We start from the raw sequence: 26,337 nt of genomic DNA on the forward strand, positions 1-26,337 counted from the left end.
GGAATGCTTCTTTACGGTAACCACCGGACACTGGATCCCAAACGGGACACGCCCAGGGTGTCAGGCGTTCCTGTCGAGCCAGGCGACGATGCTGCGCACGAACGCGTCGACGTTGATCAGCGGGCGGCCGTCGAGAATCCCGATGAGATGCCCGACACCGAACGGCGCATCGTAGACGCGGGCGCGCCGGTACGTCTCCGGATCCACCGCCCGCCTGACGTTGTCCCAGCCGTGCCAGGCCATCAGAGCCGCGTCGATGGCGGGATCGAACAGATGGGCCTGGTCCCAGTCCAGGACGCCGATCAGCCGACCGTCCGGGCTCCAGTGCACGTTGGAGGCCCCGAGGTCGCCGTGGACCAGCACATCGGGCACGGCCTCCAGGTCCCGCGCCGCCTCCAGCCGCCTGCGGCACTCGTCCCTCCATCTGCCGGGCAGGTGCGGGACGACGTGCTCGGCCAGGGCCTCGGCCCAGCCCTTCTCCCGGGGGGCGTTGAGCAGCCGCCGCAGGCGTGGGGTGACGGTGGCCTCGCGCACGGCGCGGAGCAGCCTTCCGATCTGCTCGGGGTCGCCCTGCCCCTCGGCCTGCGGCTCACCGTCGATCCACGAGACGGCGGCCGCCGTACGTTCGCCGAACCTGGTGACGGGGGTGAGCGGCTCCGGCACCGCGAAGGGCAGCCCCGCGTCGGCGATCTCCCGCAGCGCCTCCATCCGCCGCGGCATCTCCTGCGCCGAGAGCGGGGTCTTGGTCACCCGTACGGCCGCCGTTCCCGGCAGGAGGACGACGTGATGGAGGTTGCCCTCGGTGAGCCGGGCCGAGCCGAGGGAGTGGCCGGGGAGCAGGGCGCCGGCGATCTCCAGCAGTTCGCCGGCGCTCGGAGCGGCTGGCGCGGGTTTCACGGTCATGCCGTGAACAGTACGGCCGGGCCCTCCGGGATGAACCTCACGGTCAGCTCAGCAGATCTTGTACGCCTGCCGCGTCGAGTTGTACGAGCAGGAGTCGACCAGCTTCCCGGACGCGTTCCGCAGGTAGGCGGCGTCGCTGGCCTGGTTCCAGATGTAGGCCAGAGTCCCGCCGCTCCTGCCCCAGTAGCGGGTGGTGGTGGTGTTCTTGCCCCTGCCGGTCCGCAGGGTGACCGTTTTGCCGGCCCTGAGGGTGAGCCTGCCGAAGGTGTAGATGTGATCGGCCCGCCGGGTCCTGTCCCGGACGGTCCAGCCGGCGAGGTTGACGGCCTTCCTGGTCATGTTCTTGATCTGCACGTACTCGCCGTTCAGGCTGCTGTTCGCGCCGGAGTCCGGCGATCCCGGCGAGTCGTAGTAGATCTTGGTGATCTGGACGGCCGGGGCGGCCGCGTACGCGGGCTGGGCGGCGACGGCCGCGGACGCGGCTAACAGGGCGGCGGCGGTCAGCAGGGATCCGATACGCACAGGGACACTCCTGAGGTGTGAGACATGATCTGGATTGATGGTATTGATGGGAGTCGGATCCGTATGGACCGTTCCCATATCGGTTTGGTGTCCGTTGCGCAGCCACTCCGTCCCTTCCGCCACGCTGAGTGCTCAACGCTGATCCGGTCACCGGCACCTGGTACGCGCGCAGATGTCCTTCAGGGCGGCCGCCAGCCGGTCCACGTCGCCGGCGGAGGTGAACAGGGCGGGTGTGACGCGGACGGCGTCGCCGCCGCTCATGCCGCTGCGGGCGACGGTGAAGATGCGATGCCTGGTCATGAGGTCATCGGCGATGGCGACGTTGTCGTCCTTGGAGGTCCGGCCGTGGAGCCGGAAGGCGGTGATGGCGCCGTACATGCCGGGTTCGTCCGGGGTGAGGATCTGCACGGAGCCGAGTTCGTGCGCCTGCCGCACCCAGCGGTCGCGCAGGAAACGCAGGCGGGCCTGCTTGACCTTCGCCCCCAAGGCCTCGTGGAAGTCCAGGGCGGTGTCCACGGTCAGGTGCGGCGCGACGTTCATGGTGCCGGAGTGCACCCGGGAGCGGATGTCCGAGGCCGGGTAGGTCTCGTCGTTGTAGAGGAGGTCGATGTCGGCCAGCCGGCCGTCGCGGATGTAGAGGAATCCGGCGCCCAGGGGCACGCCCATCCACTTGTGCAGGGAGAAGATGGCGAAGTCGGCGTCGAGGTCGGCAAGGGTGAAGTCGAGCTGTCCCCAGGAGTGGGCGGCGTCCACGATGACGTCGACGCCTCGCCGGCGGGCCATGGCGACGATCTCGCGGACCGGCGTGACCAGGCCGGTGCGGTTGTTCATGTGGCTGAGCAGGAGCAGCCGCACCTTGGGATGCTGGTTCAGCGCGCGCTCGTACGTGTCGAGCACCGCCTGGCGGGTGGCGGGTTCGGGGATGACGATGCGCTCGACGTGGACGCCTCGCCGGGCCGGGAGCCAGTTCATGACGTACTGGGCGCTGTGGTAGTCGAGGTCGGCGTACATGATCGCATCCCCGGGGCGCAGGCGGTTGTAGCCGGCGATGAGGTTCTGCAGGGCCTCGGTGCCGCCCCTGGTCAGCGCGATCTCGTTCCCGGTGACGCCGAGCAGGGCGGCGATGCGCTCGCGTACCTCGTCGGCGCGCGGCTTGTACTCGGTGCGCAGCAGGTGCGAGCTGCGTTCGTTGAGGTGGTCGACGTGGTGGTCATAGGCCCGCCGTACCGGGTCCGGCATGATCCCGTAGTAGCCGTTCTCCAGGTTGACGAAGTCGGGGCTCACCTGGAACTGCCTGGCGACCGTGCCCCAGAAGCGCTCGTCGCGGGCCAGAAGCTCGGGGGCGACACCTGGCGGCACGGTCAGCGCCTCGGCCGCGGCGGGACGGATCGCGGCACCGGCCGCCAGCGCGCCGAACCCGGCGACCATCCGGCGTCTGGACAAAGTCATCACGGGCTCCACTGATATCAGCGAAATGAACGGACGATGAACACGGCCGATATTCCGCGCGGCACAATTTCTTCCTCAACCGTGCCGGCGGGATACGGCGTAAATGGCAGAACACTCAAGAGGATGAACACGCAGGGCCGTACGATCTTCGTGCGACGCGCGCTGCACGTCCCATAAAGGCGAGAGCTTTACTGGAACCTTTGCTGCCGCTGGGCGCGTCAAACCGCCTCGCGGGCACTATCACCCAGTGATGCTCGCGACACGATCTGCCCGATCTCGCCGCCCGGCCGCATGCGGAGCCGGCCGGCTGATGGCGCATGTGGTGCTCGCGATCACCCTGGTCGTCAGCGTGGTGTTCGCCCACGGCGGCGCGTGCGCGGCCGTGGAGTTGTCGGAAGGGTCCGCCCACAGCGCTCACCTGCCCGGCGCCGACCGCGCACACGCCGACCACGACGCGCGGTGCCTGCACCACAAGCTCCCGGCCCGCCACCGGCACGGAACGGAAGCGGACTGCCCGGTGACCAGCCCCGCGGGCGTGCCGGCTCCCGTGGCGCTGCCCGCGTCCGCGTCCCTCTCTCCCGCCCGGCCCGCAGGAGAGGCTCCTTCCGCGCGGGCGGACCTGGGCTGCCTTTCCGCACCCCATCTGGCGGGCCTCTGCGTGATGCGCATATAGGACTGGCGGCGTTCGTCAGCCGTCCACCGTCCGTTCACATCGCGGCTTCCTGTTCCGCGAATCGCGCTCTTCACTTCGGGGATTTCACCAATGTCATCGCAAACGACTTTCGCGCGCCCGCAAGAGGCGCCGCCCGCCGGTTATTCGGCGCTTTCTCTCACCGTCGGGAACACGCCGCTGGCATTCATCTCCCAGCCGTTCGTGCCGGGCGGCGGAGGTTTCTGGGCCAAGCTGGAGGGCTTCAACCCGGGCGGGATCAAGGACCGTCCCGCCCTGCACATGGTCCGCAGGGCACGGGCTCGGGGAGACCTCCTGCCGGGCGCGACCATCATCGAGTCGACCAGCGGCACCCTGGGGCTCGGCCTGGCGCTGGCCGGGATCGTCTTCGGCCACCCGGTCGTGCTGGTGGGCGACCCCGGCATGGAGCCGCTCATGTGCCGGTTGCTGGCCTCCTACGGGGTACGCCTGGAGATCGTCACCGAACCGCATCCCGTCGGCGGCTGGCAGCAGGCCCGCCGCGAGCGGGTGCAGCGTCTGCTGGCCGAGATCGGCGACTCCTACTGCCCCGACCAGTACAACAACCCCGACAACGTCGAGGCCTACGCCGGGCTGGCGCACGAGTTGCTGGCCCGGCTCCCGCACATCGACCTGCTGGTGTGCTCGGTCGGCACGGGCGGGCACAGCGCGGGCATCTTCAACGTGCTGCGCCGCCACTTCCCGGACGTGAGGCTGGTCGGCGTCGACACGGTCGGCTCCACCATCTTCGGGCAACCCGCGCGGCCCCGGCTGATGCGCGGTCTCGGCTCCAGCATCCACCCGCGCAACGTCGCCTACGACGCCTTCAGCGAGGTGCACTGGGTCAGCCCCGCCGAGGCGGTGTGGGCCTGCCGCACGCTGGCCGGCGGTCACTACATCTCCGGCGGCTGGAGCACCGGCGCCGTGGCGCTGGCGGCCCGCTGGCTGGCCGGCGTGCACCCCGGCCAGACGATCGTGGCGATCTTCCCCGACGGGCCCTGGCGCTATTACGGCACCGTCTACGACGACGCCTACTGCCGCGCCCACAACCTGCTCGCGGGCCCTCCGGCCGATGAGCCCGACCTGCTGGCCTCCGCCACCTCGCGCGAGGTGCACCGCTGGAGCCGCTGCACCACGGTGACCGACCCGCTGGGCGGCACCCGGTGAAGGACACCCTGCGGCAGTTCCGCTCCTTCGACCGGCCCATCCAGCTCCTGCAGATCAACCAGCTCGGCATCAACCTCGGCTTCTACATGCTCATGCCCTACCTCGCCCGCCACCTGGCCGACGACGTGGGCCTGGCGGCCTGGACGATCGGACTGGTCCTGGGCCTGCGCAACGCCAGCCAGCAGGGCCTGTTCCTCATCGGCGGCACCCTGGCCGACCGGCTCGGCCACAAGCCGCTGATCATGGCCGGATGCGCGCTGCGCACCCTCGGGTTCGCGGCGTTCGGGCTGAGCACCTCGCTGCCGCTCCTCGTCGGCGCCGCGGTCGTGACGGGGCTGGCCGGGGCGCTGTTCAACCCGGCGGCGCGTGCCTACCTCGCCGCGGAGGCCGGCGAGCGCAAGGTGGCCGCCTTCGCCGTGTTCAACGTCTTCTACCAGGGTGGCATCCTGCTCGGCCCGCTGCTCGGCCTCGTGCTGCTGGGCGGCGGGTTCACCGTCGTGTGCCTGAGCGCGGCGGCCATCTTCGCGGCGCTGACCCTCCTGCAGGCCCGATACCTCCCCCGCCGCGGCGCAGCCCCGGCCGGCGAGCGGCCTCCGGTGCTGAGCGAATGGCGGCAGGCGTTCGGTGACCGGGCCTTCGTCTCCTTCGCCACCGCGATGATCGCCTCGTACGCGCTGTCGTACCAGATGTATCTGGGCCTGCCGCTGGAGGTGGCGCGCATAGGCGGCGGCGACGCCGGCGTGATGGCCCTGTACGCGCTGTCCGCGCTGCTCGGCATCGCCGGGCAGGTGCGCGTCACCGCCTGGTGCGCCGCCCGCTGGAGCCGGGGTCAGGCGATCGCGCGGGGCCTGGCCCTGCTCGGGCTGGCCTTCGTCCCGCTCGCGGTCACGGCGCCGCTGCCGCTGCCGCCGCCGTGGGGGATGGCGGCGATGATCTCCTGTACGGCCCTGCTCACCCTCGGCACGCTCGTGGCCTTCCCGTTCGAGATGGCCACCATCGCCGACATGGCCGGAAACCGGCTGATCGGCACCTACTACGGCCTGTACAACCTGCTGTCCGGCATCGGCATCCTGGCAGGGAATCTGGTGGCAGGCGCCCTGGTGGACGTGGCCCGCTCCTCCGGCATGGTGAGCCTGCCGTGGCTGCTGCTGGCCGGTGCGGGTCTGGTCTCCGCGGCCGCGGTCGCACGGCTGGAGCACCGCAACCGGATCCCGGCCGCCGGCCCGCTGCGGGCCACCGCCTGAGCCCGCCGGACGGAAGCCCGGGGAGCCCTCCGCTCCCCGGGTGAGGCGCATTCGAGGGTTTCTGCCACAACATGTCGATTCCGGGCTATCATCGCCATATGGCGATCAATCAGGAGTCCGGCCTGTGCGTCAGCGCCGACATCGCCGCCGGCGTCCCCCCGGCGGCGGCGCTGTTCCACTCCCTGGCCGACGAAACCCGGCTGCGCATCGTGGCCCGACTCGCCCGCGGCGAGGCCCGCGTGGTCGACCTGACCGCCGAGCTCGGGCTGGCGCAGTCCACGGTGTCCAAGCACCTGGCCTGCCTGCGCGGCTGCGGCCTGATCGACTATCGCGCCGAAGGGCGGCAGTCGTTCTACTCCCTGACCCGGCCCGAGCTGATGGACCTGCTGGCCTCGGCCGAGCAGTTGCTGGCGGCCACCGGCCACGCGGTCACGCTCCGCCCCGCTCCCGGCGCCGCGCTCGACGCAGGGGACGTCATGGCATGACGGCGCTCAACCCGCCCGCCCCTGACCGGCGGACGTCACTGCGGCGCCGCATCCGCCTGCTGGTCGCGGCCACCATCACCTACAACGTGATCGAAGCCGCCGTGGCCATCACCGCGGGCAGCATCGCCTCCTCGGCCGCGCTGATCGGATTCGGCCTCGACTCCGTCGTCGAAGTCGCCTCCGCCGCCGCCGTGGCCTGGCAGTTCTCCGCCACCGACCACGAGGCACGGGAGAAGACGGCGCTGCGCGTCATCGCGATCTCGTTCTTCGCCCTGGCCGCCTACGTCACCTTCGACGCCGTACGGGCGCTGCTGGGCGCAGGCGAGGCCGAGCACTCCACCCCCGGCCTGATCCTGGCGGCCCTCTCGCTCGTGATCATGCCCTTCCTGTCGTACGCGCAGCGCCACGCCGGTCGCGAGCTCGGGTCCGCCTCCGCGGTGGCCGACTCCAAGCAGACCCTGCTGTGCACCTACCTGTCGGCGGTGCTGCTGGCGGGCCTGGCGCTCAACAGCCTGTTCGGCTGGTCCTGGGCCGACCCGATCGCCGCGCTGGTGATCGCCGCCGTCGCCGTCAAGGAAGGCCGCGAAGCGTGGCGCGGCGACGCCTGCTGCCCGCACCCCCTGGCCGACGAGGTCTCCAGCACGGAGAACGACGCCGGCTGCTGCCCGCCGACCCCCGCCGCAGGACAGTCAGGGCTGCCCCGAGCCGGGTGGGGCCAGGCCGGTCAGCCGGGTCAGGGCGGCGAAGCCGTCGTCGGTGCCCGGCCAGTGCCGGCGTACGACGTCGATCCCGGCACGGCGCACCACCGACCGGAGCACGGCGACCACGATGATGGCGTCGTCGGCGTAGCCCAGGACCGGGATGAAGTCCGGCACCACGTCGACGGGAAGGGCCAGATAGGCCAGCAGCAGCGCGAGCCGGACACGGACGCCGCGGGGCAGGGCACGGTCGGCGGCCAGGCGCCGGATCAGGCGTAGCACGTCGGGCAGCAGGCGCAGCGCCTCGCGCAGCAGGGCGCCGCGCGGCCGGACGGCGGCCAGGGCCGCGAGCAACGCCGACCAGGTGACCAGCAACGCCACGGCGACCCCGATCAGCAGATCCCATCCCCAGGCGCCCATCACGACCGAGAGGCTATCTGGCGCGCCAGAGGCCGGGTCGGCGTGCAGCATGACGACCGCTTCCGCACGGGTGGGAGACGCACGTCACATCCGGTTGGTGGTGACATCTCGCCGGACTGCTTCGTCGGTGGGGTGTAGCAGCCAACACGGCAAGGAGAACAGCATGAACACCCGTCTCGACTTCGTCGGCACCCCGATCGCGGCGAAGCTTCTGAAGTACGTCCTGTCCGCGGGCAGGGTCGTGAACGACTCGGCCCTGCCCGTCGCGACGCAGGAGCTGGTGGCGCTGCGCGTCAGCCAGATCAACGGCTGCAGCGTGTGCGTCGACATGCACACCAAGGAGGCCGCGCACCGCGGGGAGACCTCGGTGCGGCTCAACCTGGTCGCGGCGTGGCGGGAGGCGACGGTCTTCACCGACGCGGAGCGGGCCGCCCTGGAACTGGCCGAGCAGGGCACCCGCGTCGCCGACGCGGCCGGCGGCGTCACCGACGAGGTCTGGGCGACGGCGGCCAAGCACTACGACGAGGACCAGCTCGCCGCCCTGGTGGGCCTCATCGCCATCATGAACACCGTCAACCGGCTGAACATCATCACCCAGCAGCCCGCCGGCGACTACCGGCCCGGCCAGTACGGCCAGCACGGATAGCGGCGCTGTCTCGGTGAGGGCAGTTGCGACCAAGGGAGTCGGGCGACGTCATGAGCACCCCATCCGATCCAGGTGACGGCCGGTTCGATCCGGGGCTGAGCGCGATCATGAGCGAGCGGCGTCAGCTGATCAATCTCGCCTACCGGATGCTCGGCTCTCTGGCCGATGCCGAGGATGTCGTGCAGGAGACCTACGCCCGCTGGTACGCCATGACCCGGCGACAGCAGGAGGCCATCGAGTCGCCGGGCGCCTGGCTCACCACGGTCGCCAGCCGCATCTGCCTCGACCTGCTCGGCTCGGCGCGGGCCCGGCGCGAGCGCTATGTGGGCGAGTGGATTCCTGAGCCGCTGCCCGATCTCACGGAATGGAGCGACGGCCGACCGGGCGGCAGCACGGCCGACCCGGCCGACCGGGTCACCCTCGACGAGTCGATCAACATGGCCTTCCTCGTCGTGCTCGAAGCGATGACCCCGGCCGAGCGGGTCGCTTTCGTCCTGCACGACGTCTTCCGCTACTCCTTCGCCGAGGTGGCCGAGATCGTCGGCCGTACGCCGGCGGCGTGTCGCCAGCTGGCGTGGTTGGCCCGCCGCCGCATTCGCGCGTCTCGGGCGCCCGCTGCTCCGACGGCCCGGCAGACCGGGATCGTCAGGGACTTCAAGAGGGCATGGGAAGCCAAGGACATCGACGCCCTCATCGGCCTCCTCGACCCTGAGGCCACGGGGACCGCCGACGGCGGCGGCCTGGTCAGCGCCATGCTCCGCCCGATGGAGGGCGGCGAGCGGATCGCGCGCGCCTTCGTCGCCGTCGCCGGCCTGGCACCCGGCCTGACGATCCTGGAGCGTACGGTCAACGGTCAGCCCGGTCTGGTGGCCCAGCAGGACGGCGTCACCGTGGTGGTGCTGGCCTTCGATGTCGTGGGTGACCGGATCAAGCGCATCTGGTCGGTGTTGAATCCCGACAAACTTCGTCCCTGGACGACGGGCTGACGTGCCCTGTCGCCAGGGGCGAGTCGCTGATGTCTCGTGTTCGACCGGAGGAGGAAACAACTGATGACGGAGCAAGGAAGGTTTTCCCTGGCGGGGAGGGTCGCGGTCGTGACCGGAGCGGGGTCCGGAATCGGCGCGGCGACCGCGGTGGCGCTGGCGGCCCTGGGAGCGCGGGTGTGCTGTGCCGGGCGTACCCTCGACAAGGTCGAGCGGACGGCAGGAGAGATCGTGGCGGCCGGCGGCGAGGCGTTCGGGTTGCGGGTCGACGTGGCGTCGCCGGAGGACAACGATGCGATGGTTCGCGAGACGGTCGCCCGTTACGGGGCCGTGCACATCGCGCATCTCAACGCCGCTACGGGGCACTGGGGCGGTCTTCTGGACTACCCGCTGGAGGAGTGGGACCGCACGATGGCGGTGAATCTGCGGGGTGTGCTGCTCGGTCTGCAGGCGGCGGGCCGGTCGATGCGCGAGGCGGGTGGGGGCTCGGTCGTGGTCACCTCGTCGGCGGCCGGGCTCACCGGAGTTCGGATGTCGGCTGCGTACGCGGCGTCGAAGCATGGTGTGCTCGGTCTGGTCAAGTCGGCTGCGCTGGAGCTGGGGCCGGTCGGGATCCGGGTCAACGCCGTCTGCCCGGGGTACATCGCCAGTAACGATCTCACCAGGAAGATGGGTGAGGAGCTCGACGTCGCCAGCCGCTTTCCGCTGGGCAGACCGGGGCGCAGCGAGGAGGTCGCCAACCTGGTCGCGTTCCTGGCCAGTGAGAACGCGTCGTTCATCACCGGCAGCGTGCTCACCATCGATGGCGGCTGGCTGGCCGGCGGCATCGACCTCGGACATGACGCCGAGAACCGAACAGCCGCCGTCCACGCGTACTCCCATAACCCGTAGGGCCGTCAAGGCCACGCTGCATGAGCCCGTGCAGGCGGGCCATGGACCGTGCCGGGTGGCGGCGTGGACCCCGTCGACGCCGGCGCCCGGTCACGCCTGCTCGCCACGGGTCAGCTCGCGCTTGCGGCGCAGCAGCGCGGCCCGGCGCGCGTGCGCCCGTACGACCAGCACCAGCGACACCGCGACGAGCGCGCCCCCCGTCGCCAGTGCGGTGCCCGGGCCGGCATCGCGCTGGGTGGCGATGCCCGCCAGGCCCGCGGTCGTGACCAGCGACGCGCTCAGGGCGATCCAGGCGGCGATCACCCGGTCGGTGGCGAACAACGGCACCCTGCGCGTCAGCAGCCACGTACCGTAACCCGCCCAGGCCAGGCAGAACACGGCGAGCACCGCGAACGCCAGATGCGTACGGCCGGGCACCTGCCCCGGCTCGCTCCACCACAGCGCGGTCACGAACACCACGCCGGCCAGTCCGGCCAGCAGCGCCGCCACGGCGCGCACCCGCCGCCACGGTGACAGCGGCGATTCGAGCCGCTCGATCAGCTCCTCCGCCGACAGGCGAGGCCCCTCTTCGGTCATGGCTGGTATCCCCTTTTCTCCAGGTGCTCCCGCAACATCCGGCGAGCCCGATCGAGTCTGGATTTGACCGTGCCGGGCGGGACGAGACAGACCTGTGCGCACTCCTCCACCGACAGGTCCTCCAGGTAGAAGAGGACGAGAATCTCCCGTTCCAGGACCGGCAGCCCGGCCAGTGCGGCGACGAGCTCGGCGCGGTCCACCATGGCCTGGACGGGGTCCTCCACCATGGCCTCGTCGGTCGTGACGCCTTCCACCCTCTCCCTGGCGTACTCACCGCGCAGGCGGTCGGTCACCGAACGGCGGGCGATCGTGAAGAGCCAGGGTGCGAACCGGCCGGGCTCCCGCAGCCCCGGCAGGCCACGGACCACGGCCAGCCAGATCTCCTGCGTGACGTCGTCGGCTCGCTCCGCATCCAGCATCCGCCGAACATAGGTCCACACCGGCACCCGCCATCGGGCCACCAGCTCGGCCCATGCGGCCCGCTCTCCCAGCTGGGCGCGGACCACCAGCAGCTCATCGGTCATCTCGCCCCTTCCCGTCACCCTGCACAGTCGGGCGAGAAGCCGCTCAGGTTCACCACGATCGGCGCGAGCATGGGCGTGGCGCTCCCAGGAGAACCGCGGCCTTCTCCCGCACCCCAGCCCTCGTCGAGGGTAAGGCGCATGAGCGACGCGCCCACCGTGGTCACCTCCGCACCGAAGACCGGCCGCCCCTGGTGGATCCTGCCGGCGGCCGCGCTGGCCGCCGGCCTCGCGATCTTTTCGGTACGCCCGCATCCGATCGGCGCCCCCGCAGCCGATACGGCCTCACGAGGAGCACAGCCGATGTCAGGAAACGATGCCTCCGATCCCCTGGTCGTGATAGACGCCACGGTCCACGTCACGCCGTCACGGACGGTCCGCGGAGACCTGTGGGCCGAGGACGGGAGGATCACGCACGTCGGCCCGCGCGGGAAGAAGCCCCGTCCGGCCCGGGCCCGGGTGATCGAGGCGGACGGCGCGTTCGTCGTACCGCTGCTGGTGGACACCGCGATGCGCGCCCGCGCCGAGGACCAGCGCGGCGTCTATGATGTGGCCCCGGGCAACCCGGCGACCTTCGCCGTCACCCGGGAGCGTATGAGCGAGTCGCGGATCGGGCAGATGCTGGTCCTCCGGCCGTACGACCTGCTCGCCGTCGTCGTGTCGGGACATGTCGAGGCGTGGCAGGGCGAACCCACCCGTCCCGCCGGAACACCCGCCCCAGGGCTCCAGAGATGGCACGGCGTCTGGGTCGACGAATCGCATGAATTGGAACAACACCTGCTCCTCGACGGCAGGTACACCGAGACGCGCCACGGCCGGACCGATGCCTACACAGGCAGATACTGGGTCCGCGACGACCGCGTCACCTACCTCGACGACACCGGGTTCTGGGCCTTCGGAGAGCTGGTCGACGGGGTGCTCCACCACGCCGGGTTCGTCATGCGCAAACGCCTCACACCCGGGTGACCGTCTCCGGCAGGTGCCGCCGCGCCCACTCCTCGAAGCCGGTGAGCGGGAGGCCGAGGTCCCTGGCGTACTGCGGCCGGGCCGGTTGACCGGCCACGTTCATCCACTCGTGCGAGGCGCCCATCGGCGGCATTCCGGCGGCGAGCGCCTCTTCCTCGGTCATGTCCGGCGCGGGCAGGTACGTGCCCAGCGTGCGGGAGAGGATCTCGGCGATCGCCGACATCGGCAGATAGTCGCTCGCCAGCTCCAGCTCCAGCCCGTCGAAGCGCGCGGGGTCGGCGATGGCCGCGGCGACCGTCGTGCCGATGTCGTCCACCGCGGCGAGGGACAGCCGGGTCCCGGGCTTCACCACGCTCACCAGGCCGCCCTCGATGCCGCGCGGGAACAGGAACGCCATGGACGGCAGGAAGTTCTCCATGAAGAAGCCCGGCTTGAGGATCGTCCAGTGGGGGAAACCGGCCGCGCGAACCCGGTCCTGGATCGTGCTCTTGGCTTCCAGGCTGTCGTCCAGCGAGCCCCAGCGGCCTGCCACCCAGCCGGGCGTCTCGGTGTGCCCGCCCGCGCCGCTGGTGGACGTCTGCACGAACTGCGGCACCCCCGCGGCCTTCGCACCCTCGATGAGGTTGACGGCCTGGGCCACCTCTCCGTCGAAACCGAAGCCATCGGCGGTCAGCGCGGGCATCTGTACGGAGAAGACGGCGCGGACGCCCTCGGCGGCCCGGACCACCGAGTCGCGGTCGTGGAGATCGCCGGTGACGAGTTCGGCGCCGAGCGCCTCGACGGCTCTGGCCCGGGCGGTGGCCGGGTCGCGTACCAGGGCGCGGACGGGAACGCCGGCCCTGCGCAGGGCGCGGGCGGCGGCCCCGCCCTGCTTGCCTGTGGCGCCGGTGACCAGGACGGGCGCGGAGGTGGTGACCATGCTTCTCCCTCGTACGGCTGAAACGGCGGGCCCCGCCGTTTTGTGCGCGATACAATACGACGGACCCCGCCACTTAGCAATGTCCGGAGAGACGACCACCTGACCACCCCGGCCGCCGGCATGACCCTCGCACCGGAGCACCCCCGGCCGTCGCAGGTCTCAGCCCTCAGAGCTCGTGACGAGGCAGGTTCGTCGCGAAGATCCAGTCCAGGCCGTCCTCGCCGCTGGTGTCGAGATGTTCGGCTCGCGCCAGACCAGCGCGTACGGCCACACGTTGGGAGGCGATGTTGGCCGGCCGGACACGGGCGATGAGCGGCAGGTCGGGAACGCGTCCGGACACCCACCCGACCACTGACTCGGCGGCCTCGCCCGCCAGCCCCCGACCCCACGATGAGGCCTCGAAGCGGTAGAAGAGGTTGAGCACCCTCATGCCGTTCAGGTCCATGGCCTTGGTGCCGCAGAACCCCAGCTGCCGCTCCGAGCCGCGGCGCCGCACCACCCAGTACCCGAAGCCGAAGCGCTGCCAGTGATCGTTCCAGCGCTCGAAGAGCTCCCGGGCCTCCTCGCGCCGGGACAGAGCGTCGGAGGGGTTGTGCAGGCAGGTGGCAGGGTCGTGATGGATGCTGAAGATCGCGTCGACGTCCTCCGGCGCGGGCCGCCGCAGCGACAGCCGTGCGGTCACAAGCTCCTCGCCGTCTCCGCTCACACGGCGATGGTAAACACCCACCGACGGGATCACTCCGGCGGGTGACCCGTACGGACGGTCCGCGTAGGTTGGGTCACATGCTCGAACTTCCCTCGAACGCGGAAGCGGCGCGGTTGCTGGAGCAGTTGGGTGCATCGCCCGCCGATCGGAACGAAGCGCTGGCGGCGCGGCCCGATCCCGAGGAGCATCCGGAGCTGTGGCGGCACCTGGAACGGTGCCACCAGGATGTGACGTCGCACATGGGTTCAGGGCTCTCGGCCGGTGGCTATCGCGGCTTCCCGGCGTTCCCGGCCGGCGCCGGCCCGGTGGCGCTCCACCTCTACGTCTGGCTCTATCTCGCCGTCCTGCCGCAGACGCTGCGCTACCACGCCGAGCGCGGCATCGACCCCCGAACGTCATGGGAGACGTTGTCGACACTCGGCCCCATGATGGCCGAACACCGTCCGGTGCACCGCTGTCCCCGGCTTCCTGCGACGAATCGCTCGGCCAGGCCCGGAGGTTCTTCGGCCGCCATTTCCCTGACGAGCCGCTCTCGTACGTCGTCTGTCACTCCTGGTTGCTCGACCCGCAGCTCATCGAATATCTCCCCGAGCGGTCGAACATCGTGCGATTCCTCCGCCGCTTCGCGTTGAGGCCGCTGACGTCCGGCGATGAGGATCTCGCCGACGGTTCCATGCTGGAGTACGTCTTCGGACAGCCGAGCCGGACGGGGCCGGTCACCGCACGTCAACTCGCGGAGCTACCACAGGGCACTTCCCTGCGGAGGGCCTATGTGGCCCACCTCAGGTCCGGACGGAACCGGCGGGCACGCACCGGCTGGATCGCCTTGCCGGCACGCCCGGAATCCGCCTGACCTCGACCGCCTACGCTGAAACATACGAGGGGGGATGTTGGCCTACAGCATTCCATATGTATGATCGCAGGCGAAGTGGAGGGGAGTACTCCTTCGCGGCCACGTCGTCATCACGGACCCTTTCTCGGGACCCGGCGCGGTCGGTCCGCGACGCCGCGGGCGGAGAAGACCTCCGACGGACGTGTCAACGCCTAAGTCGGAGGAGCTTTCATGCCCCCACCCATGCCCGTGCCCGCCTGGCTGTGGGCGGCCACCATCGCCGCCCTTCTCGGACTCATCCTCCTCGACCTGATCATCGTCAACAGGAAACCCCACAAGGTCACGATCGCCGAGTCGGCGCGGTGGATCGCCTTCTACATCGCCTGTGCGGTCGCTTTCGGCGCAGGAGTGTGGATCTTCGGTGGCGATGACCAGGCGGCCGCCTACATCACCGGCTACATCACCGAGTACACGCTCAGCGTCGACAACCTGTTCATCTTCATGCTCATCATGGCGAACTTCGCCGTGCCCGCGATCTACCAGCACCGCGTCCTGCTCATCGGGATCGTGATGGCGCTGGTCATGCGCGGGATCTTCATCGGCGTGGGCGCGCAGGCCGTACAGCGTTTCAGCTGGGTGTTCTGGATCTTCGGCGGCATCCTCATCTACACCGCGTGGAAATTCGCCTTCAACCACAACGACGACGACGAGTACGACCCCAACGGCGGCGTCGTCCGGTTGGCGCGCAAGTTGTTCCCGGTCACCGACGCCTACCACGGTGCGCGGATGACCGTCCGGCAGGACGGTCGCCGCCTGCTGACCCCGATGTTCATCGTCATCATCGCCATCGGCGGCGCGGACCTGGTGTTCGCCGTCGACTCCATCCCCGCGATCTTCGGCATCACCCAGGACGCCTACCTGGTCTTCGCGGCCAACGCGTTCGCGCTGATGGGGCTGAGACAGCTGTTCTTCCTGCTCGGCGGGCTGGTGGAGAAGCTCGTCTACCTCACCTACGGGCTGGCGGTCATCCTCGGCTTCATCGGCGTGAAACTCGTCCTGCACGCCCTGCACGAGAACGAGCTGCCGTTCATCAACGGCGGCGAGCACGTCACCTGGGTCCCCGAGATCAACAACTGGCTCTCGTTGTCCGTCATCGTCACCGTGCTCACCATCACGACGGTGGCCAGCCTGCTCAAGTCCAGGAGGGACACCCGCCAGGCCGCCGAGCCGGCTGCGTCAGGGCCGGCTGCGTCCGAGCCCGCCGACCGCGCTCGCAACTGAGAAAGAGGGCAGGCTCGTCGCCGGCCGGCGACGAGCCTGCCCCGAACATGCCGGCCGCCGCGCGTCACATGCCGAGCTGAAACGTCAGGACGTCGCTTCACCAGCGGGTGCGGTTCTTCATTCCGGCCGGTTCAACCTGAGCAGTGCGCTTCGCGCTCAGCCCTTGCGGGCCGTACGGGATCTGTATTCGCGAGGCGACTCGCCATAGGCGGTGCGGAAGGCACGGCTGAAGTCGCCCGCGCGGCCGAACCCCCAGCGGGCGGCGATCTGGTGGATCGGCACGCTGTCCAGGGCCGTGTCGGCGAGGTCTCGACGGCTACGCCTGAGCCGCTGGTCGCGTATCCATGCTGAGACAGTCTCGCCTTGCTCCTGGAACAGCCGATGGAGGTAGCTGATGGAGATGTGGTGCTCCGCCGCGACTGCGCGGGGGGTGAGCGTGGGATCGTGCAGATGGCGCTGGATGTAGGCGCGTATACGAAGGGTCAGGGCCTGCCGGTGGGAGCCTGGTCGCGGGCCCTGCCCGGGTTCCAGCAGGCTGGAAAGGCAGGCGGCCACGAGATCCACCAGCACGGTTCCCAGCCGTTGTCCGTCCTCGGGCTTCAGCGACAGGTTCTCGTCGGACAAATCCTCGATGAAGCCCTTGAGCAGCCTGCCCACTCCACCGTTGACGGGCACGCCGCGCCCGAGCACGTCATCCATCGCGCCGCTCCGCAGCGGCAGTAGCGGTTTAGGGATGGCGACCAGGGCCAGTTCCAGGGCATCCCGCCCGTCGCACTGCAGATTTATCTCGTCGAGTTGGGCGAGGTCGTGCGCGTAGAGGTCGCCCACGGCCACGGTGTTGTGCCGTCCGGCCCACGTCGCGTCGACGGTGCCGCACATCGGCATGATGAGCTGGACGATGTCCTCCTCTTCTGCCCGCTCCGAATAGTCCTTTCGCCGCAGGTATGCCGGGCGGAATCGCTTCACCTCCAGTGCGGCCACGCCGAGTTCGACGACCCGCCCGGAAGCGGAAACACCATCCGTGAAGGTGGCGGCGATCTCACGACACACATCGATCACGCAATCCGCCCCTTTCCCGTGCGGTGCCTGGACGTCGAAGCGATCAACGGTTGTCGTGCCGCGAGGGTGCGGCTCGTGGTTGACGGGGCCCCATGTCCTGGCGGGGTGCGGGTCGGCGGGCTTGAACGGCTGATGTGCGTCGAGGGCGGGGGTGGGGCATCACCGTTGGGCGTGCCCTGCCAGGGCGGGGTTGCGGCTTTTGCCTCCGTACTTGTGCTGGATGTACGCCTCTGCGACGACGAGGTTGACGATGAGAGCGATCCACGCGCCCGAGCTGGCGATGTCGTGGATCATCGCGACGGTGTTGCCCTGGTAGGCGGGGGAGTCGGCTTGGGCCATGACGATCAACGCCATGACGGTGCCCCACGGGCGGGAGGCGAGGATGGCGATCGTGACGGCGTAGTTGCGGATCATCCATTTGCGGTGATCGTTGAAGCGGCGTGACCTGGCGGCGCGTAGGCCGGCGACGCCGGTGATGGCCCACAGGACGAGCATGGTGTCCAGCGCGGCGACGTTGGATACGCCGGACTCGCTCATGACGGATACGGGCACTGCGAGGATCATCGCCGGGAAGATCCCGGCGTAGAAGTAGACGCGGCCCGTCCATCGATGTATGCGGGGAAACCTGTTGCGCAGCCCGGCCCAGAGCTGCAGCAGGCCGGTCACGGTGGCGACCGTGCCGAACGCGATGTGTCCTACCAGCAGCCAGTAACGCACCTGGTCGCCGTGCATGTCGGCCCGGCTCGTACGAATGTCCGGCGGGATGTACGCCGACAGCATGAAAGCCAGGAGCGCCAGCGTGGTCACCGATAGCGGGAGCATCCACCAGGCGGGACGCCGCCGCTTTCGCCGCGGTCGTGCCATCGGTGTGTCGTGCTGTGCCATTTGAGTCATCTCGTGCCGCCCCTCTCCTCTAATTAGCATCCCATGGATACTATCCCATGGATATTAATCGTGGGCGGTAGAGTCTACGAGCGTGCGCAGCAAGCCGTCCGGCAAGCCAGAACCCGAGGTGCCCGCACCGCTGAGGCGGCTGTGGCGGCTCCCCACCGGGTCGCACCGTGGCCGCCCGGCGGGGCTCGATGTCGACCGGGTGATCGGCACCGCACTGGAGCTCGCCGACCGCGGCGGACTGGCCGGCGCGACCCTGCCGAAGGTCGCCGAGGTGCTGGGCGTCACCAAGATGTCGTTGTATCGCTACGTGGGATCGAAGGAAGAGCTGTTCGATCTGATGAGCGACCTGGCCATCGGCCCGCCTCCCGAGATCAGCGAACGTGCCGGCTGGCGGGCCGGCACGCAGCAGTGGATCCTCGCCAACCGGCAGGTCTACGAGCGCCATCCCTGGCTGGCGCACCTTCCGATCAGCGGCCCGCCGCGTGGGCCGCACGCGATCGCCTGGATGGACGCCATGTTCCGCGCTCTGCGCGGGACGGGCCTCGGCTGGCAGGCGAAGGTGGGCATACTCAACCTCGTCGGCGGGTACGTCCGCTCCTCCAGCGCTCAGGAGCAGCAGCTCGCGCACGCTCGCCAGGAGATCGGGCTCGATCAGGCGCAGAGCGAGCAAGATTACGGCAGGGCCCTGGCCGGGCTCGTGGAGCCTGACCGCTATCCCGAGGCGGCCGAGCTCTTCGCCTCCGACGTCTTCGAATCACCCCTGCCTCAAGGGACGGACGGCAGCTTCAGGTTCGGGGTCGAGCTGATACTCAACGGCATCGACACCCTGATCACCGCCACACGGACACGATGACGGACCCGAGCGAACCCGTCTGGTCGGCCTGCACGAGAACGAGCTGCCGGCCGGCGGCGAGCCTGCCCCGAACATGCCGGACGCCGCGCCGGCGTGCCGCCCGCCCACGGGACGGGCTCAGACATGCAGGGTGGGCCGGTAGACGAGCTCCTGGATGTCGCCGTCGAGCGTCCGGCTCCCGATCAGCTCGAGGTCGAAGTCGGCCGCGCCCTGGAAGATCGGGTCAAGCCCGGTCTGACCGGTGATCACGGGGAAGAGCGTCACCTGGACGCGGTCGACCAGGCCGGCGGCCATCAGCGCCCGGTTCATCGACAGGCTGCCGTGGGAGCGCAACGGCACCTCGGACTCCTCCTTGAGCCGGGCGACGACGTCGACGGCGTCACCGCTCACGAGGGTCGCATCCGGCCAGTCGAGGGGCCCTTCCAGCGTGGTCGACACCACCGTCGCCGGCAGGTTCCGCATCCGGGTGACCCACGGGTCACGCACCTCGGAGTCCTCGGTGCTCGTGGCCAGCATCTGCGCGAACGCCCGGTACGTGTGGGCCCCGAAGACCATCCGCTGCTCCTCGCCGTACAGGGCGAGACGGTGGCCCAGCAGCTCGGGGCCCTGCTTGCCCCAGTAGCCGGTCCAGTCGCCGCCGGCGGCGCCGAAGCCGTCGAGGCTGCTGAAGACGTCGAAAGTGTAGGTGGCGGTCACGCTGCTCTCCTCGAGTGCGGTGGATCGGTGTGTGTGAATGCAGACGGGACACCTCGGCGAAACTCATCGCCGTCGCACACCTTCAACCGCGCGAACGGGATGACCTGGATCAGACCATCCTTCCCGCCTCCTCGCCTGGCTAGATCCCGAGGACCATGCGGATGACGTCGCGGTCCTTCTCCTTCTCGGCCTCGGAGAGCAGTTCGTACGGGCGGCGCTGCTCTTCTGGGGCCCAGTCGCGGTTGCGGACGAGCCACTTGTCGTGCACCACCGAGCTCGCCTCCTCCATGAACCGCCTGCCTCTGACGTCCACGCCGCTCACCCGCGCCTCGTCGACCAGCTGTACCCCGACGCGCGCCGACTCCTGGTTCTCGCGCTTCCAGTCGGCCGGCAGGTCGCGATAGCGCGTGTTGGCGATGTCGACCTGGTCGGTGTCGTGCTTCTTGATCCAGGCCGCGTCGGTGGTGGTCTTCACCCTCGGGTCGTACGTGCCGTCGGGCAGCCTGCGCGGAGCGCGCCACGCGTCGTGGAAGCGGTCGGCGACGCTGTCGACCCTGCGGTTGGTCAGGTTCGTGGACATGCCGCGCATCAGCGCCCCGAGGCGGGCGGTGATCTCGCGCAGCCTGGTGGAGAGCTTGACGGCGATGGCTCTCAGCCGGGGCAGCAGGTGGGGCGCGTACGCGACGGCCGCCACGGCGAGCGCGGCCAGCCCGGTCAGCAGGCCGCCGACCCAGACCAGCGTCTCCCTGGTGAAGCGCAACGTGCCGGCCAGGTTGGAGAGGCGGCCGGCGAGGTCATCCGCGGTGAAGGTGATGCCGTCGCGGCCGGTCACGTGGCCGTCCACCGCGTCGGCGGCCGGGCCGCTGTTCGCCCCCGCCAGCCGGTGGGCGCGCCCGCTCTCCGCGGCGAGCCCCCGGTGGTGGGCGACCGCCGCGTCCAGATCGGCGATGTGCCTGTCGATGCCGTCCAGGTCGGGCAGCGGCGGGACGCCGAGCAGCGCCAGCCCGCCCGCCGATGCCTGTTCCGTCATACGTGCCACCCGCGGGAGTTGGCGAGTTCCGTGCTCGTGTTGGTGGCGGCCATGGTGACCTGTCCCGTTCCGGCCCGGTCGAGCGAGCCGGACAACCCTTCGCAAGCGGCGCGAAGGCCGGCCGTGAGCTCCTGGTAGCCGGCCGCGAACTCCTCGTACGGCAGCGGACTCTCGCCCCGGCCCCACCCGCCGGCTTGCCCGTGGTATTCGTCGGCCAGCGTGCCGAACGCCCGGCCCGCGGAGTCGCGCCCGCCGGCGTCGATCGTGATCCCGGTCGGGAGCCCGCTCATTCCGTGAGCCCTCTGAGAGCGTCGTCAAGCCTGCTGTTCACGTAGTCGAAATCCCTGTCCGCCCGGGCCTCGAGCTCGTCCAGCCGCTGGAGGAGTGCGTCGAGGCCGGGAGTCCTGGGGCGGCTGCTCGTGCTCGCGCTGCGCCGTGCGTACGGCTTCGACGACGTGTCCGGCCAGCTCCGCCGAGTAGAGGCGCATGGCCCGCGGCTCGATGTGGACGGCGGCCAGCAGCCCGTCCTCGCCCACCTCCGCCGTCACCCACTCGTCCATCTGCACCTCCGGAAGTTGGGATCTTCGGGAGTCTAGGCACGTACCCCGCCGCTGTCGAGCGCGCACGGAACGCCACATACCGGCACCGGCAGGGCAGCCGCCGACAACATCGACGGTGGGTCATCCGCGGGAGGAGGCGACCTCGTCCGCGGCGGGTGCGGTGGCGCGGGTCCGCAGGGTGGTGGCGGCGACCAGGACGCCCGCGAGGGCGATGGCGGCGGCGCCTATGAAGGCGGCGGAGAAGCCGTCGGTCAGCGCGGGCAGGTCGCCGAGCCGGCCGGAGCCGTTGGCGGCGGCGACGGCGGTCATCGCGGCCAGGCCGAGCGCGGAGCCGACCTGGTAGCTGGTGTTGACGATGCCGGAGGCGAGTCCGCCCTCTTCCGGGCGGGCGGATGAGATGGCGGTGCCGAGGGAGGGGATGAAGGCCAGCGACATGCCGAGGGCGGCGACGAGGCTGGCAGGCAGGACGTCGGCGGCGAAGCTGCCGTCCGGGCTGATCAGCGAGAGCCAGGCCATGCCCGCGGTGAGGAGGACCAGGCCGGTGACCGTGGTCGCCTTGGGGCCGAATCGGTTGATGGCACGGGGGGCCAGGACGATCATGCCGATCATGATGAGGACGGTCATCGGCAGCAGGGCGGCGCCGCTGGGGAAGGCGCTGTAGCCGAGGACCTGCTGCAGATAGAGGTTGAGGAAGAACCACATCGGGATCCAGGCTCCGCCCAGCAGCAGCTGGGTGAGGTTGGCGGCGGCGAGGTTCGGTGTACGGAAGATCGACAGGCGCATCAGCGGCTCGCGGCGGCGGGCCTGGACGGCGACGAACGCGGCGAGCAGTGTCGCGGCGGCGGCGAGGACGATCCACGTCTCGGCGGAGCCCCAGCCGGCTTCCGGTGCGCGGACGATGGCGTAGACGGCGGCGCCGAGGCCGAGGGTGACGGTCACCGTGCCGAGGATGTCGATGGATCCGCGCCGGGGCTGGGCGGCGGGCATCAGCGGGCCGGTGGCGAGGAGCGCGATGAGGGCGATGGGGATGTTGATGTAGAAGACCCACGGCCAGCTCAGGTATTCGGTGATGACGCCGCCGAGGAAGACGCCGGCTGTGCCGCCCGCGGGCGCGGCGGCGCCGTACAGGGCGAGGGCCTTGGTCAGTTCCCTGGGGTCGTGACCGAACAACATCATCAGGAGGGTGAGGGCCGATGGGGCGATCAGGGCCGCACCGACTCCTTGTACGGCGCGGCCGGTCAGCTCGACCCACACGTCGGGGGCGATGCCGGCGAGGAGCGAGCCGGCGAGCAGGATCAGCCAGCCGGTGCTGAAGAGCCGCCGGGCGCCGAACAGGTCGGACAGGCGGCCACCCAGGAGCAGGAGGCCGCCGAAGGCGACGACGTAGGCGTTGAAGACCCAGGACAGGTTCTCCTGGGAGAAGCCCAGGTCCTGCTGGATGCGGGGAAGGGCCACACCGATGATCGACGTGTCCATGATGACGATGAACTGGGCGGTGGCGATCAGGGCCAGAGCGGCCCAGCGTCGAGGTGATGGCTCAGACATGAGCTCTCCAGATCTTTCTCATACCCGGGTGGGGTATATAGCGGGCTCTCCTATACCCCTAAGAGGTATGTAGGGGCAGAGGTCAATCAATACCAGTGGGGGGTATATGTCAAGTCCGCTGGGGTCCGCGTCCGGCTTCCTGGAGATCGATGGCCACGAGTGGACGGTCTGGCTCTTAGGAATTGCGAAATTTCGTAATCCATTGGTCTATCATTGTGCGAAGTGAGCCACCGATCGGAAGACATGCGAGGACAGGTGTGGTTGAGGCATTTGCCGCGGCGATCCGTCGTCGGGCCGGTGAAGCGGCAGACGCGCTGCGCACGGCCGAGCGGGATGGAGACGCCGAGGCGGCGCTGGCGGCGGCAGGGGCGCTGGACGAGATGCTGCGCATGGCGCGTGCTCACGGGGTGAGCACCGGTCCAGGCCACGAGACAGGCTCCGGATCGGGCACGATCGCGGATCCCGGCTCGCCGGACGTGGTGGCGGGGGAGGACGCACGTTGATGTCGGTGCCCTTGTATGAAGCCAAGGCCGAGTTGTTCCGGCTGCTCGGACATCCGGTGCGGATCCGCGTGCTGGAGCTGCTGCAGGACGGGCCGATGCCGGTGCGTGACCTCCTGGCCGAGATCGAGGTGGAGCCGACCGGGCTGTCGCAGCACCTGGCCGTGTTGCGCCGCTCGGAGCTGGTCACCGCGCGCCGTGACGGCTCCACCGTGGTGTACGCATTGTCCGGTGGGGACGTGGCCGAGCTGCTGCGCGCGGCCCGCCACCTGCTGCAGGCCAAGTTGTCGGGCCGGCACGCGCTGCTGAACGAGCTGCTCGAGTCGGAGGCCGGCGGCCGGTGACCTCTGTGCTCCTGGCGGGCTGGGCCCGCCTGCGCTCAGTCCTGCCCGCCCGCGCCGACCTCGCCGCCTTCAACCGCCATCCGCGCCGTGATCTGCTGGCCGGGTTGACGGTGGCGGTCGTCGCGCTGCCGCTGGCGCTCGGCTTCGGCATCTCCAGCGGGCTGGGCGCGGAAGCGGGGCTGGCCACCGCGGTGGTGGCCGGCGCGCTGGCCGCCGTATTCGGCGGCTCCGCCTTGCAGGTGTCCGGGCCGACCGGGGCGATGACGGTGGTGCTGGTGCCGATCATGCACGCGCACGGCGCCACCGGCGTGCTGACCGTGGGTGTGCTGGCCGGGCTGCTGCTGCTCGGCCTCGCGCTGGCTCGGGTGGGCCGGTTCATGATGCTGGTGCCCGCGCCGGTGGTGGAGGGCTTCACCCTGGGGATCGCGTGCGTGATCGGCCTGCAGCAGGTGCCCGCCGCGCTCGGCGTTCCCACACCTGAAGGCGACAAGGCGCTGGCCGTGGCCTGGCAGGCGGTGCTCGACTTCGCCGCCCGCCCCAACTGGGCCGCCATCGCCCTGGCCGCGGCGGTGGCGGCGGTGATCCTGGCCGGAGGGCGCTGGCGGCCCGCGGTGCCGTTCTCACTGGTCGCCGTCGCCGCCGCCACCCTCGCCGCCGAGCTGGCGGGGTTGCCGGTGGCGCGTATCGACGCCCTGCCCGCCGGGCTACCCGCCCCGTCGCTCGAATTCCTGGACGTGTCCGCGCTGAGCTCCCTGATCGCTCCCGCGGTCGCGGTCGCCGCGCTGGCCGCGCTCGAATCGTTGTTGTCGGCCGCGGTCGCCGACGGCATGAGCGTCAACCACCAGCACGACCCTGACAAGGAGTTGTTCGGCCAAGGCCTGGCCAACCTGGTCGCCCCGCTCTTCGGCGGCGTGCCGGCCACGGGCGCGATCGCGCGCACCGCCGTCAACGTGCGTGCGGGTGCCTCTTCCCGGCTGGCCGCGCTCGCGCACGCCGTGATCCTGGGCGTGATCGTGTTCACCGCCGCCGGCGTGGTGGCCCGCATCCCGCTGGCGGCCCTGGCCGGGGTGCTGCTGGCCACCGCGGTACGGATGGTGGAGGTCGGCTCGGTGACGGCGATGATGCGCTCCACCCGGGCCGACGCCGTCGTCCTGGCACTGACCGCGATCGCCACTCTCGCCCTGGATCTGGTCGCCGCCGTCATCCTCGGGCTGATCGTCGCCGGCGCGCTCGCGCTGCGCGCCATCGCCAGGAACGTCCGTCTGGACACCGTGCCGCTGCAAGCGGACCTGCCGGGTGACCACGACGCCGAAGAGCACGCGTTGCTGGCCGAGCACATCGTCGCCTACCGGCTGGACGGGCCGCTGTTCTTCGCCGCGGCGCACCGGTTCCTGCTGGAGCTGTCCGAGGTCGCCGACGTCTCGGTGGTCATCCTGCGCCTGTCGCGCATCACCACCATCGACGCCAGCGGCGCGCTGGTGCTCGGCGACGCGATCGCCCGCCTCCAACGACGCGGCATCACCGTGTACGTCTCCGGCATCCGCGACGGCCACCACCGGCCGCTGCACGCCCTGGGCGTGATCGCCCGGTTGGACGAGGCAGGGCAGGTGTTCGCCTCGACCCCGGAGGCCATCGCGGCAGCCCGCCGCCATCTCCACCAGGCCGGAATCCTTCCCTCCTCCGCCGGCCCGGCCCAGGCCGCCTGCTGACTGTCGGCGCGGGTTCGGGCGGTCAGCGCCTTTGTCCCCTATCGGCCACTCAGCCGGGTTCCATCCGAGGCCGCCGGAACCGCCAGGACACGTTCGGCTCAGGCGGATGAACAGCATCGAGCGCGCGGGCCAGCGTCTGCTCCGGGGCGGTCCCCGTGTCGATCTCGATCGCGTCAGGCCACGGCGCCATGGCCGCGTCCATGGCGGAGCGCACGGCCTCGTCCGCGTCGGAGAGCTCGTGTCCCCGGGCGGTGAGCCTCGCAACGGCGATCTGTGGCATGACGGTGCACCGCAGCGGGATCAGGCTGCTCGAGGTCCGGCCGGCAACGTCCGCGGCCATCGCCCGGTGCCGCTCATCGCCCCAGGACGCGTCCAGGACGACCGACTCCCCTTGCCCGAGCAACCGTTCGGCCCGTGACAGCAGCTCGGCGTACGTGCCGGCGGTGTGCACCGGGTCGTAGATCCCCTCCTGGTAAGACGCGCTGGCGGCCTGCAGAGGGTCGAGTCCGGCCAGTTCCTTGCGGATGCGGTCACTGCGTAGCAGCGTGTAACCGAGCCGGTCGGCCAGTGAGCCGCCGAGCGTCGTCTTCCCGCTACCGGGCGGCCCGCCGACCAGCACCAGAACGACCGCTCCGACCCGTAGATGACGTAGCGCGAGCTCGGCCAGCCGCCGCGCCTCCCACCCGGCGTCCACGTCGCCCTGCCAGTGGCGCAGGCAGAGTCGTTTACGCCCGGGAGGAAACGACAGCGCGGGAGGGGCCCTCAGGCCCGAGCGGTGCCGTGACGGCTGGCTTCGCGTGAGCGGCTCAGCCTGGTCGCTTCTGATTCTCGATGTACTCCTTGACGATCGACAGGGGTGCGCCTCCGCAGGAGGCGGCGAAGTAGCTGGGCGACCAGAAGTGGCCGCCCCAGAGATAGCGGCGGACATGAGCGCCGTACTCCTTGCGCAGCAGCCGGGCCGAGACGCCTTTGAGAGAGTTGACCAAGGTGGAGAGCGCGACCTTGGGCGGATAGTGAACCAGCAAGTGGACATGGTCATGCTCGCCGTTGAACTCGACCAGTTCGGCGCCGAAGCTGTCGCATACCTCGATCATGATTTCTTCACAGCGGCGCAGAAGTTCGTCGGTGAACACTCCACGCCGATATTTGGGTGTGAAGACCAAATGGGCGTGCAGGGTGTGGACGACGGTGCGCCCCCGCCGGATATCGGGATCGGGTTCCCATCGCGGTGACATAGGCCAAAGGTTAGT

The 26,337-nt window shown here is 70.2% G+C and carries 31 protein-coding genes and 2 pseudogenes; 16 read left to right on the forward strand and 17 right to left on the reverse strand.

All coding sequences use genetic code 11. The features are described 5' to 3' along the window. Positions 1-60: 60 nt before the first annotated feature. The 3 genes from ACZ6SA_RS34880 to ACZ6SA_RS34890 all read right to left on the reverse strand — a co-directional run bounded on the left by ACZ6SA_RS34880 (position 61) and on the right by ACZ6SA_RS34890 (position 2,874). Entirely contained in the window at positions 61-903 is an 843-nt protein-coding gene (locus ACZ6SA_RS34880; protein WP_465833004.1) for a phosphotransferase, read from the reverse strand. 48 nt (positions 904-951) lie between these two features. Continuing rightward, the gene (locus ACZ6SA_RS34885; protein ID WP_347646149.1) at positions 952-1,425 is read right to left on the reverse strand and encodes a lamin tail domain-containing protein; all 474 of its coding nucleotides are present in this window, start codon (positions 1,423-1,425) and stop codon (positions 952-954) included. A gap of 147 nt (positions 1,426-1,572) precedes the next feature. Beyond that, a complete protein-coding gene (locus ACZ6SA_RS34890) occupies positions 1,573-2,874 on the reverse strand; it encodes an aminotransferase class V-fold PLP-dependent enzyme (RefSeq protein WP_465833006.1) in 1,302 nt (433 codons plus the stop codon). A gap of 310 nt (positions 2,875-3,184) precedes the next feature. Here ACZ6SA_RS34890 and ACZ6SA_RS34895 point away from each other — a divergent pair, with 310 nt between their 5' ends. The 5 genes from ACZ6SA_RS34895 to ACZ6SA_RS34915 all read left to right on the forward strand — a co-directional run bounded on the left by ACZ6SA_RS34895 (position 3,185) and on the right by ACZ6SA_RS34915 (position 7,435). Continuing rightward, entirely contained in the window at positions 3,185-3,547 is a 363-nt protein-coding gene (locus ACZ6SA_RS34895; protein WP_347646151.1) for a hypothetical protein, read from the forward strand. A 90-nt stretch (positions 3,548-3,637) separates the two neighbouring features. Next, entirely contained in the window at positions 3,638-4,729 is a 1,092-nt protein-coding gene (locus ACZ6SA_RS34900; protein WP_347646152.1) for a PLP-dependent cysteine synthase family protein, read from the forward strand. Next, on the forward strand, positions 4,726-5,973 hold the full coding sequence (locus ACZ6SA_RS34905; RefSeq protein ID WP_347646153.1) for an MFS transporter: 1,248 nt from the start codon (positions 4,726-4,728) through the stop codon (positions 5,971-5,973). Before ACZ6SA_RS34900 ends, ACZ6SA_RS34905 begins: the two co-directional genes overlap by 4 nt. Positions 5,974-6,071: 98 nt before the next feature. Beyond that, entirely contained in the window at positions 6,072-6,458 is a 387-nt protein-coding gene (locus ACZ6SA_RS34910) for an ArsR/SmtB family transcription factor (RefSeq protein WP_347646154.1), read from the forward strand. Beyond that, positions 6,455-7,435, forward strand: a complete 981-nt coding sequence (locus tag ACZ6SA_RS34915; protein WP_465833010.1) for a cation efflux transmembrane domain-containing protein — start codon at positions 6,455-6,457, stop codon at positions 7,433-7,435. The genes ACZ6SA_RS34910 and ACZ6SA_RS34915 overlap by 4 nt, the downstream gene beginning before the upstream one ends. Here ACZ6SA_RS34915 and ACZ6SA_RS34920 read toward each other — a convergent pair. Next, positions 7,328-7,627, reverse strand: a pseudogene (locus tag ACZ6SA_RS34920) (hypothetical protein); the annotation flags it as partial. The gene ACZ6SA_RS34915 and the pseudogene ACZ6SA_RS34920 sit on opposite strands and share 108 nt — an antisense overlap. Before the next feature lie 112 nt (positions 7,628-7,739). Here ACZ6SA_RS34920 and ACZ6SA_RS34925 point away from each other — a divergent pair. The 3 genes from ACZ6SA_RS34925 to ACZ6SA_RS34935 all read left to right on the forward strand — a co-directional run bounded on the left by ACZ6SA_RS34925 (position 7,740) and on the right by ACZ6SA_RS34935 (position 10,096). Next, the gene (locus ACZ6SA_RS34925; protein WP_347646156.1) at positions 7,740-8,222 is read left to right on the forward strand and encodes a carboxymuconolactone decarboxylase family protein; all 483 of its coding nucleotides are present in this window, start codon (positions 7,740-7,742) and stop codon (positions 8,220-8,222) included. A 50-nt stretch (positions 8,223-8,272) separates the two neighbouring features. Further along, a complete protein-coding gene (gene sigJ / locus ACZ6SA_RS34930) occupies positions 8,273-9,208 on the forward strand; it encodes an RNA polymerase sigma factor SigJ (protein ID WP_347646157.1) in 936 nt (311 codons plus the stop codon). A 63-nt stretch (positions 9,209-9,271) separates the two neighbouring features. Continuing rightward, on the forward strand, positions 9,272-10,096 hold the full coding sequence (locus ACZ6SA_RS34935) for an SDR family NAD(P)-dependent oxidoreductase (protein WP_443154238.1): 825 nt from the start codon (positions 9,272-9,274) through the stop codon (positions 10,094-10,096). Between the two features lie 90 nt (positions 10,097-10,186). Here ACZ6SA_RS34935 and ACZ6SA_RS34940 read toward each other — a convergent pair whose 3' ends face one another. Next, positions 10,187-10,672 carry a hypothetical protein gene (locus ACZ6SA_RS34940; protein WP_347646159.1) on the reverse strand — a complete coding sequence of 162 codons (486 nt, stop codon included), beginning with the start codon at positions 10,670-10,672 and terminating at the stop codon, positions 10,187-10,189. Continuing rightward, complete coding sequence (locus ACZ6SA_RS34945; protein WP_465833014.1) at positions 10,669-11,196, reverse strand: RNA polymerase sigma factor; 528 nt, start codon at positions 11,194-11,196, stop codon at positions 10,669-10,671. The genes ACZ6SA_RS34940 and ACZ6SA_RS34945 overlap by 4 nt, the downstream gene beginning before the upstream one ends. Positions 11,197-11,334: 138 nt before the next feature. Between ACZ6SA_RS34945 and ACZ6SA_RS34950 the strand changes: the two genes are divergently transcribed. Next, on the forward strand, positions 11,335-12,159 hold the full coding sequence (locus ACZ6SA_RS34950; RefSeq protein ID WP_347646161.1) for an Atu4866 domain-containing protein: 825 nt from the start codon (positions 11,335-11,337) through the stop codon (positions 12,157-12,159). Here the strand turns inward: ACZ6SA_RS34950 and ACZ6SA_RS34955 are convergent. Both ACZ6SA_RS34955 and ACZ6SA_RS34960 read right to left on the reverse strand, forming a co-directional pair. Further along, entirely contained in the window at positions 12,146-13,078 is a 933-nt protein-coding gene (locus ACZ6SA_RS34955; protein ID WP_347646162.1) for an NmrA family NAD(P)-binding protein, read from the reverse strand. The genes ACZ6SA_RS34950 and ACZ6SA_RS34955 overlap by 14 nt on opposite strands. A gap of 166 nt (positions 13,079-13,244) precedes the next feature. After that, positions 13,245-13,784 (reverse strand): GNAT family N-acetyltransferase, encoded by a 540-nt coding sequence (locus ACZ6SA_RS34960; protein WP_347646163.1) that lies wholly within the window; start codon positions 13,782-13,784, stop codon positions 13,245-13,247. A gap of 77 nt (positions 13,785-13,861) precedes the next feature. Here ACZ6SA_RS34960 and ACZ6SA_RS34965 point away from each other — a divergent pair. From ACZ6SA_RS34965 to ACZ6SA_RS34975, 3 genes and pseudogenes are all read left to right on the forward strand, one after another. Further along, a pseudogene (locus ACZ6SA_RS34965) lies at positions 13,862-14,224 on the forward strand (acyltransferase domain-containing protein); the annotation flags it as partial. Continuing rightward, positions 14,182-14,637: a hypothetical protein gene (locus ACZ6SA_RS34970; protein ID WP_465833017.1), complete on the forward strand. Its 456-nt coding sequence runs from the start codon at positions 14,182-14,184 to the stop codon at positions 14,635-14,637. The pseudogene ACZ6SA_RS34965 and the gene ACZ6SA_RS34970, both read left to right, overlap by 43 nt. Positions 14,638-14,859: 222 nt before the next feature. Beyond that, positions 14,860-15,897, forward strand: a complete 1,038-nt coding sequence (locus ACZ6SA_RS34975; RefSeq protein ID WP_465833061.1) for a TerC family protein — start codon at positions 14,860-14,862, stop codon at positions 15,895-15,897. 156 nt (positions 15,898-16,053) lie between these two features. Here the strand turns inward: ACZ6SA_RS34975 and ACZ6SA_RS34980 are convergent, their stop codons facing one another. Beyond that, on the reverse strand, positions 16,054-16,947 hold the full coding sequence (locus tag ACZ6SA_RS34980) for a helix-turn-helix transcriptional regulator (RefSeq protein ID WP_465833019.1): 894 nt from the start codon (positions 16,945-16,947) through the stop codon (positions 16,054-16,056). Positions 16,948-17,115: 168 nt separating this feature from the next. Beyond that, complete coding sequence (locus tag ACZ6SA_RS34985; RefSeq protein ID WP_465833021.1) at positions 17,116-17,763, reverse strand: DUF2306 domain-containing protein; 648 nt, start codon at positions 17,761-17,763, stop codon at positions 17,116-17,118. A 169-nt stretch (positions 17,764-17,932) separates the two neighbouring features. Between ACZ6SA_RS34985 and ACZ6SA_RS34990 the strand changes: the two genes are divergently transcribed. Further along, positions 17,933-18,703, forward strand: coding sequence for a TetR/AcrR family transcriptional regulator (locus ACZ6SA_RS34990; RefSeq protein ID WP_347650745.1), 771 nt, complete (start codon positions 17,933-17,935; stop codon positions 18,701-18,703). A gap of 117 nt (positions 18,704-18,820) precedes the next feature. On the opposite strand, the gene ACZ6SA_RS34995 is transcribed toward ACZ6SA_RS34990, so the two are convergent. The 5 genes from ACZ6SA_RS34995 to ACZ6SA_RS35015 all read right to left on the reverse strand — a co-directional run bounded on the left by ACZ6SA_RS34995 (position 18,821) and on the right by ACZ6SA_RS35015 (position 22,534). Then, a complete protein-coding gene (locus tag ACZ6SA_RS34995; protein WP_347650746.1) occupies positions 18,821-19,399 on the reverse strand; it encodes a dihydrofolate reductase family protein in 579 nt (192 codons plus the stop codon). A 139-nt stretch (positions 19,400-19,538) separates the two neighbouring features. Then, positions 19,539-20,429 (reverse strand): hypothetical protein, encoded by an 891-nt coding sequence (locus tag ACZ6SA_RS35000; protein WP_465833024.1) that lies wholly within the window; start codon positions 20,427-20,429, stop codon positions 19,539-19,541. Continuing rightward, entirely contained in the window at positions 20,426-20,719 is a 294-nt protein-coding gene (locus ACZ6SA_RS35005; RefSeq protein ID WP_465833025.1) for a hypothetical protein, read from the reverse strand. The genes ACZ6SA_RS35000 and ACZ6SA_RS35005 overlap by 4 nt, the downstream gene beginning before the upstream one ends. 24 nt (positions 20,720-20,743) lie before the next feature. Continuing rightward, entirely contained in the window at positions 20,744-20,989 is a 246-nt protein-coding gene (locus ACZ6SA_RS35010) for a hypothetical protein (RefSeq protein WP_465833027.1), read from the reverse strand. A 120-nt stretch (positions 20,990-21,109) separates the two neighbouring features. Continuing rightward, positions 21,110-22,534, reverse strand: a complete 1,425-nt coding sequence (locus ACZ6SA_RS35015) for an MFS transporter (RefSeq protein ID WP_465833029.1) — start codon at positions 22,532-22,534, stop codon at positions 21,110-21,112. Between the two features lie 257 nt (positions 22,535-22,791). Here ACZ6SA_RS35015 and ACZ6SA_RS35020 point away from each other — a divergent pair, with 257 nt between their 5' ends. From ACZ6SA_RS35020 to ACZ6SA_RS35030, 3 genes are read left to right on the forward strand one after another with little or no spacing between them, the layout of a single operon-like run. Beyond that, positions 22,792-23,037: a hypothetical protein gene (locus ACZ6SA_RS35020; protein WP_347650751.1), complete on the forward strand. Its 246-nt coding sequence runs from the start codon at positions 22,792-22,794 to the stop codon at positions 23,035-23,037. Beyond that, positions 23,037-23,378, forward strand: coding sequence for an ArsR/SmtB family transcription factor (locus ACZ6SA_RS35025; protein WP_347650752.1), 342 nt, complete (start codon positions 23,037-23,039; stop codon positions 23,376-23,378). The genes ACZ6SA_RS35020 and ACZ6SA_RS35025 overlap by 1 nt, the downstream gene beginning before the upstream one ends. Positions 23,379-23,383: 5 nt before the next feature. Continuing rightward, positions 23,384-25,087: a SulP family inorganic anion transporter gene (locus ACZ6SA_RS35030; protein WP_465833063.1), complete on the forward strand. Its 1,704-nt coding sequence runs from the start codon at positions 23,384-23,386 to the stop codon at positions 25,085-25,087. Positions 25,088-25,136: 49 nt separating this feature from the next. On the opposite strand, the gene ACZ6SA_RS35035 is transcribed toward ACZ6SA_RS35030, so the two are convergent. Beyond that, positions 25,137-25,781, reverse strand: a complete 645-nt coding sequence (locus ACZ6SA_RS35035; RefSeq protein WP_465833032.1) for a P-loop nucleotide/nucleoside kinase family protein — start codon at positions 25,779-25,781, stop codon at positions 25,137-25,139. A 112-nt stretch (positions 25,782-25,893) separates the two neighbouring features. Further along, complete coding sequence (tnpA, locus tag ACZ6SA_RS35040) at positions 25,894-26,322, reverse strand: IS200/IS605 family transposase (RefSeq protein ID WP_465833034.1); 429 nt, start codon at positions 26,320-26,322, stop codon at positions 25,894-25,896. Positions 26,323-26,337 lie beyond the last annotated feature (15 nt).

This window comes from Nonomuraea sp. NPDC049378 (assembly GCF_055586745.1).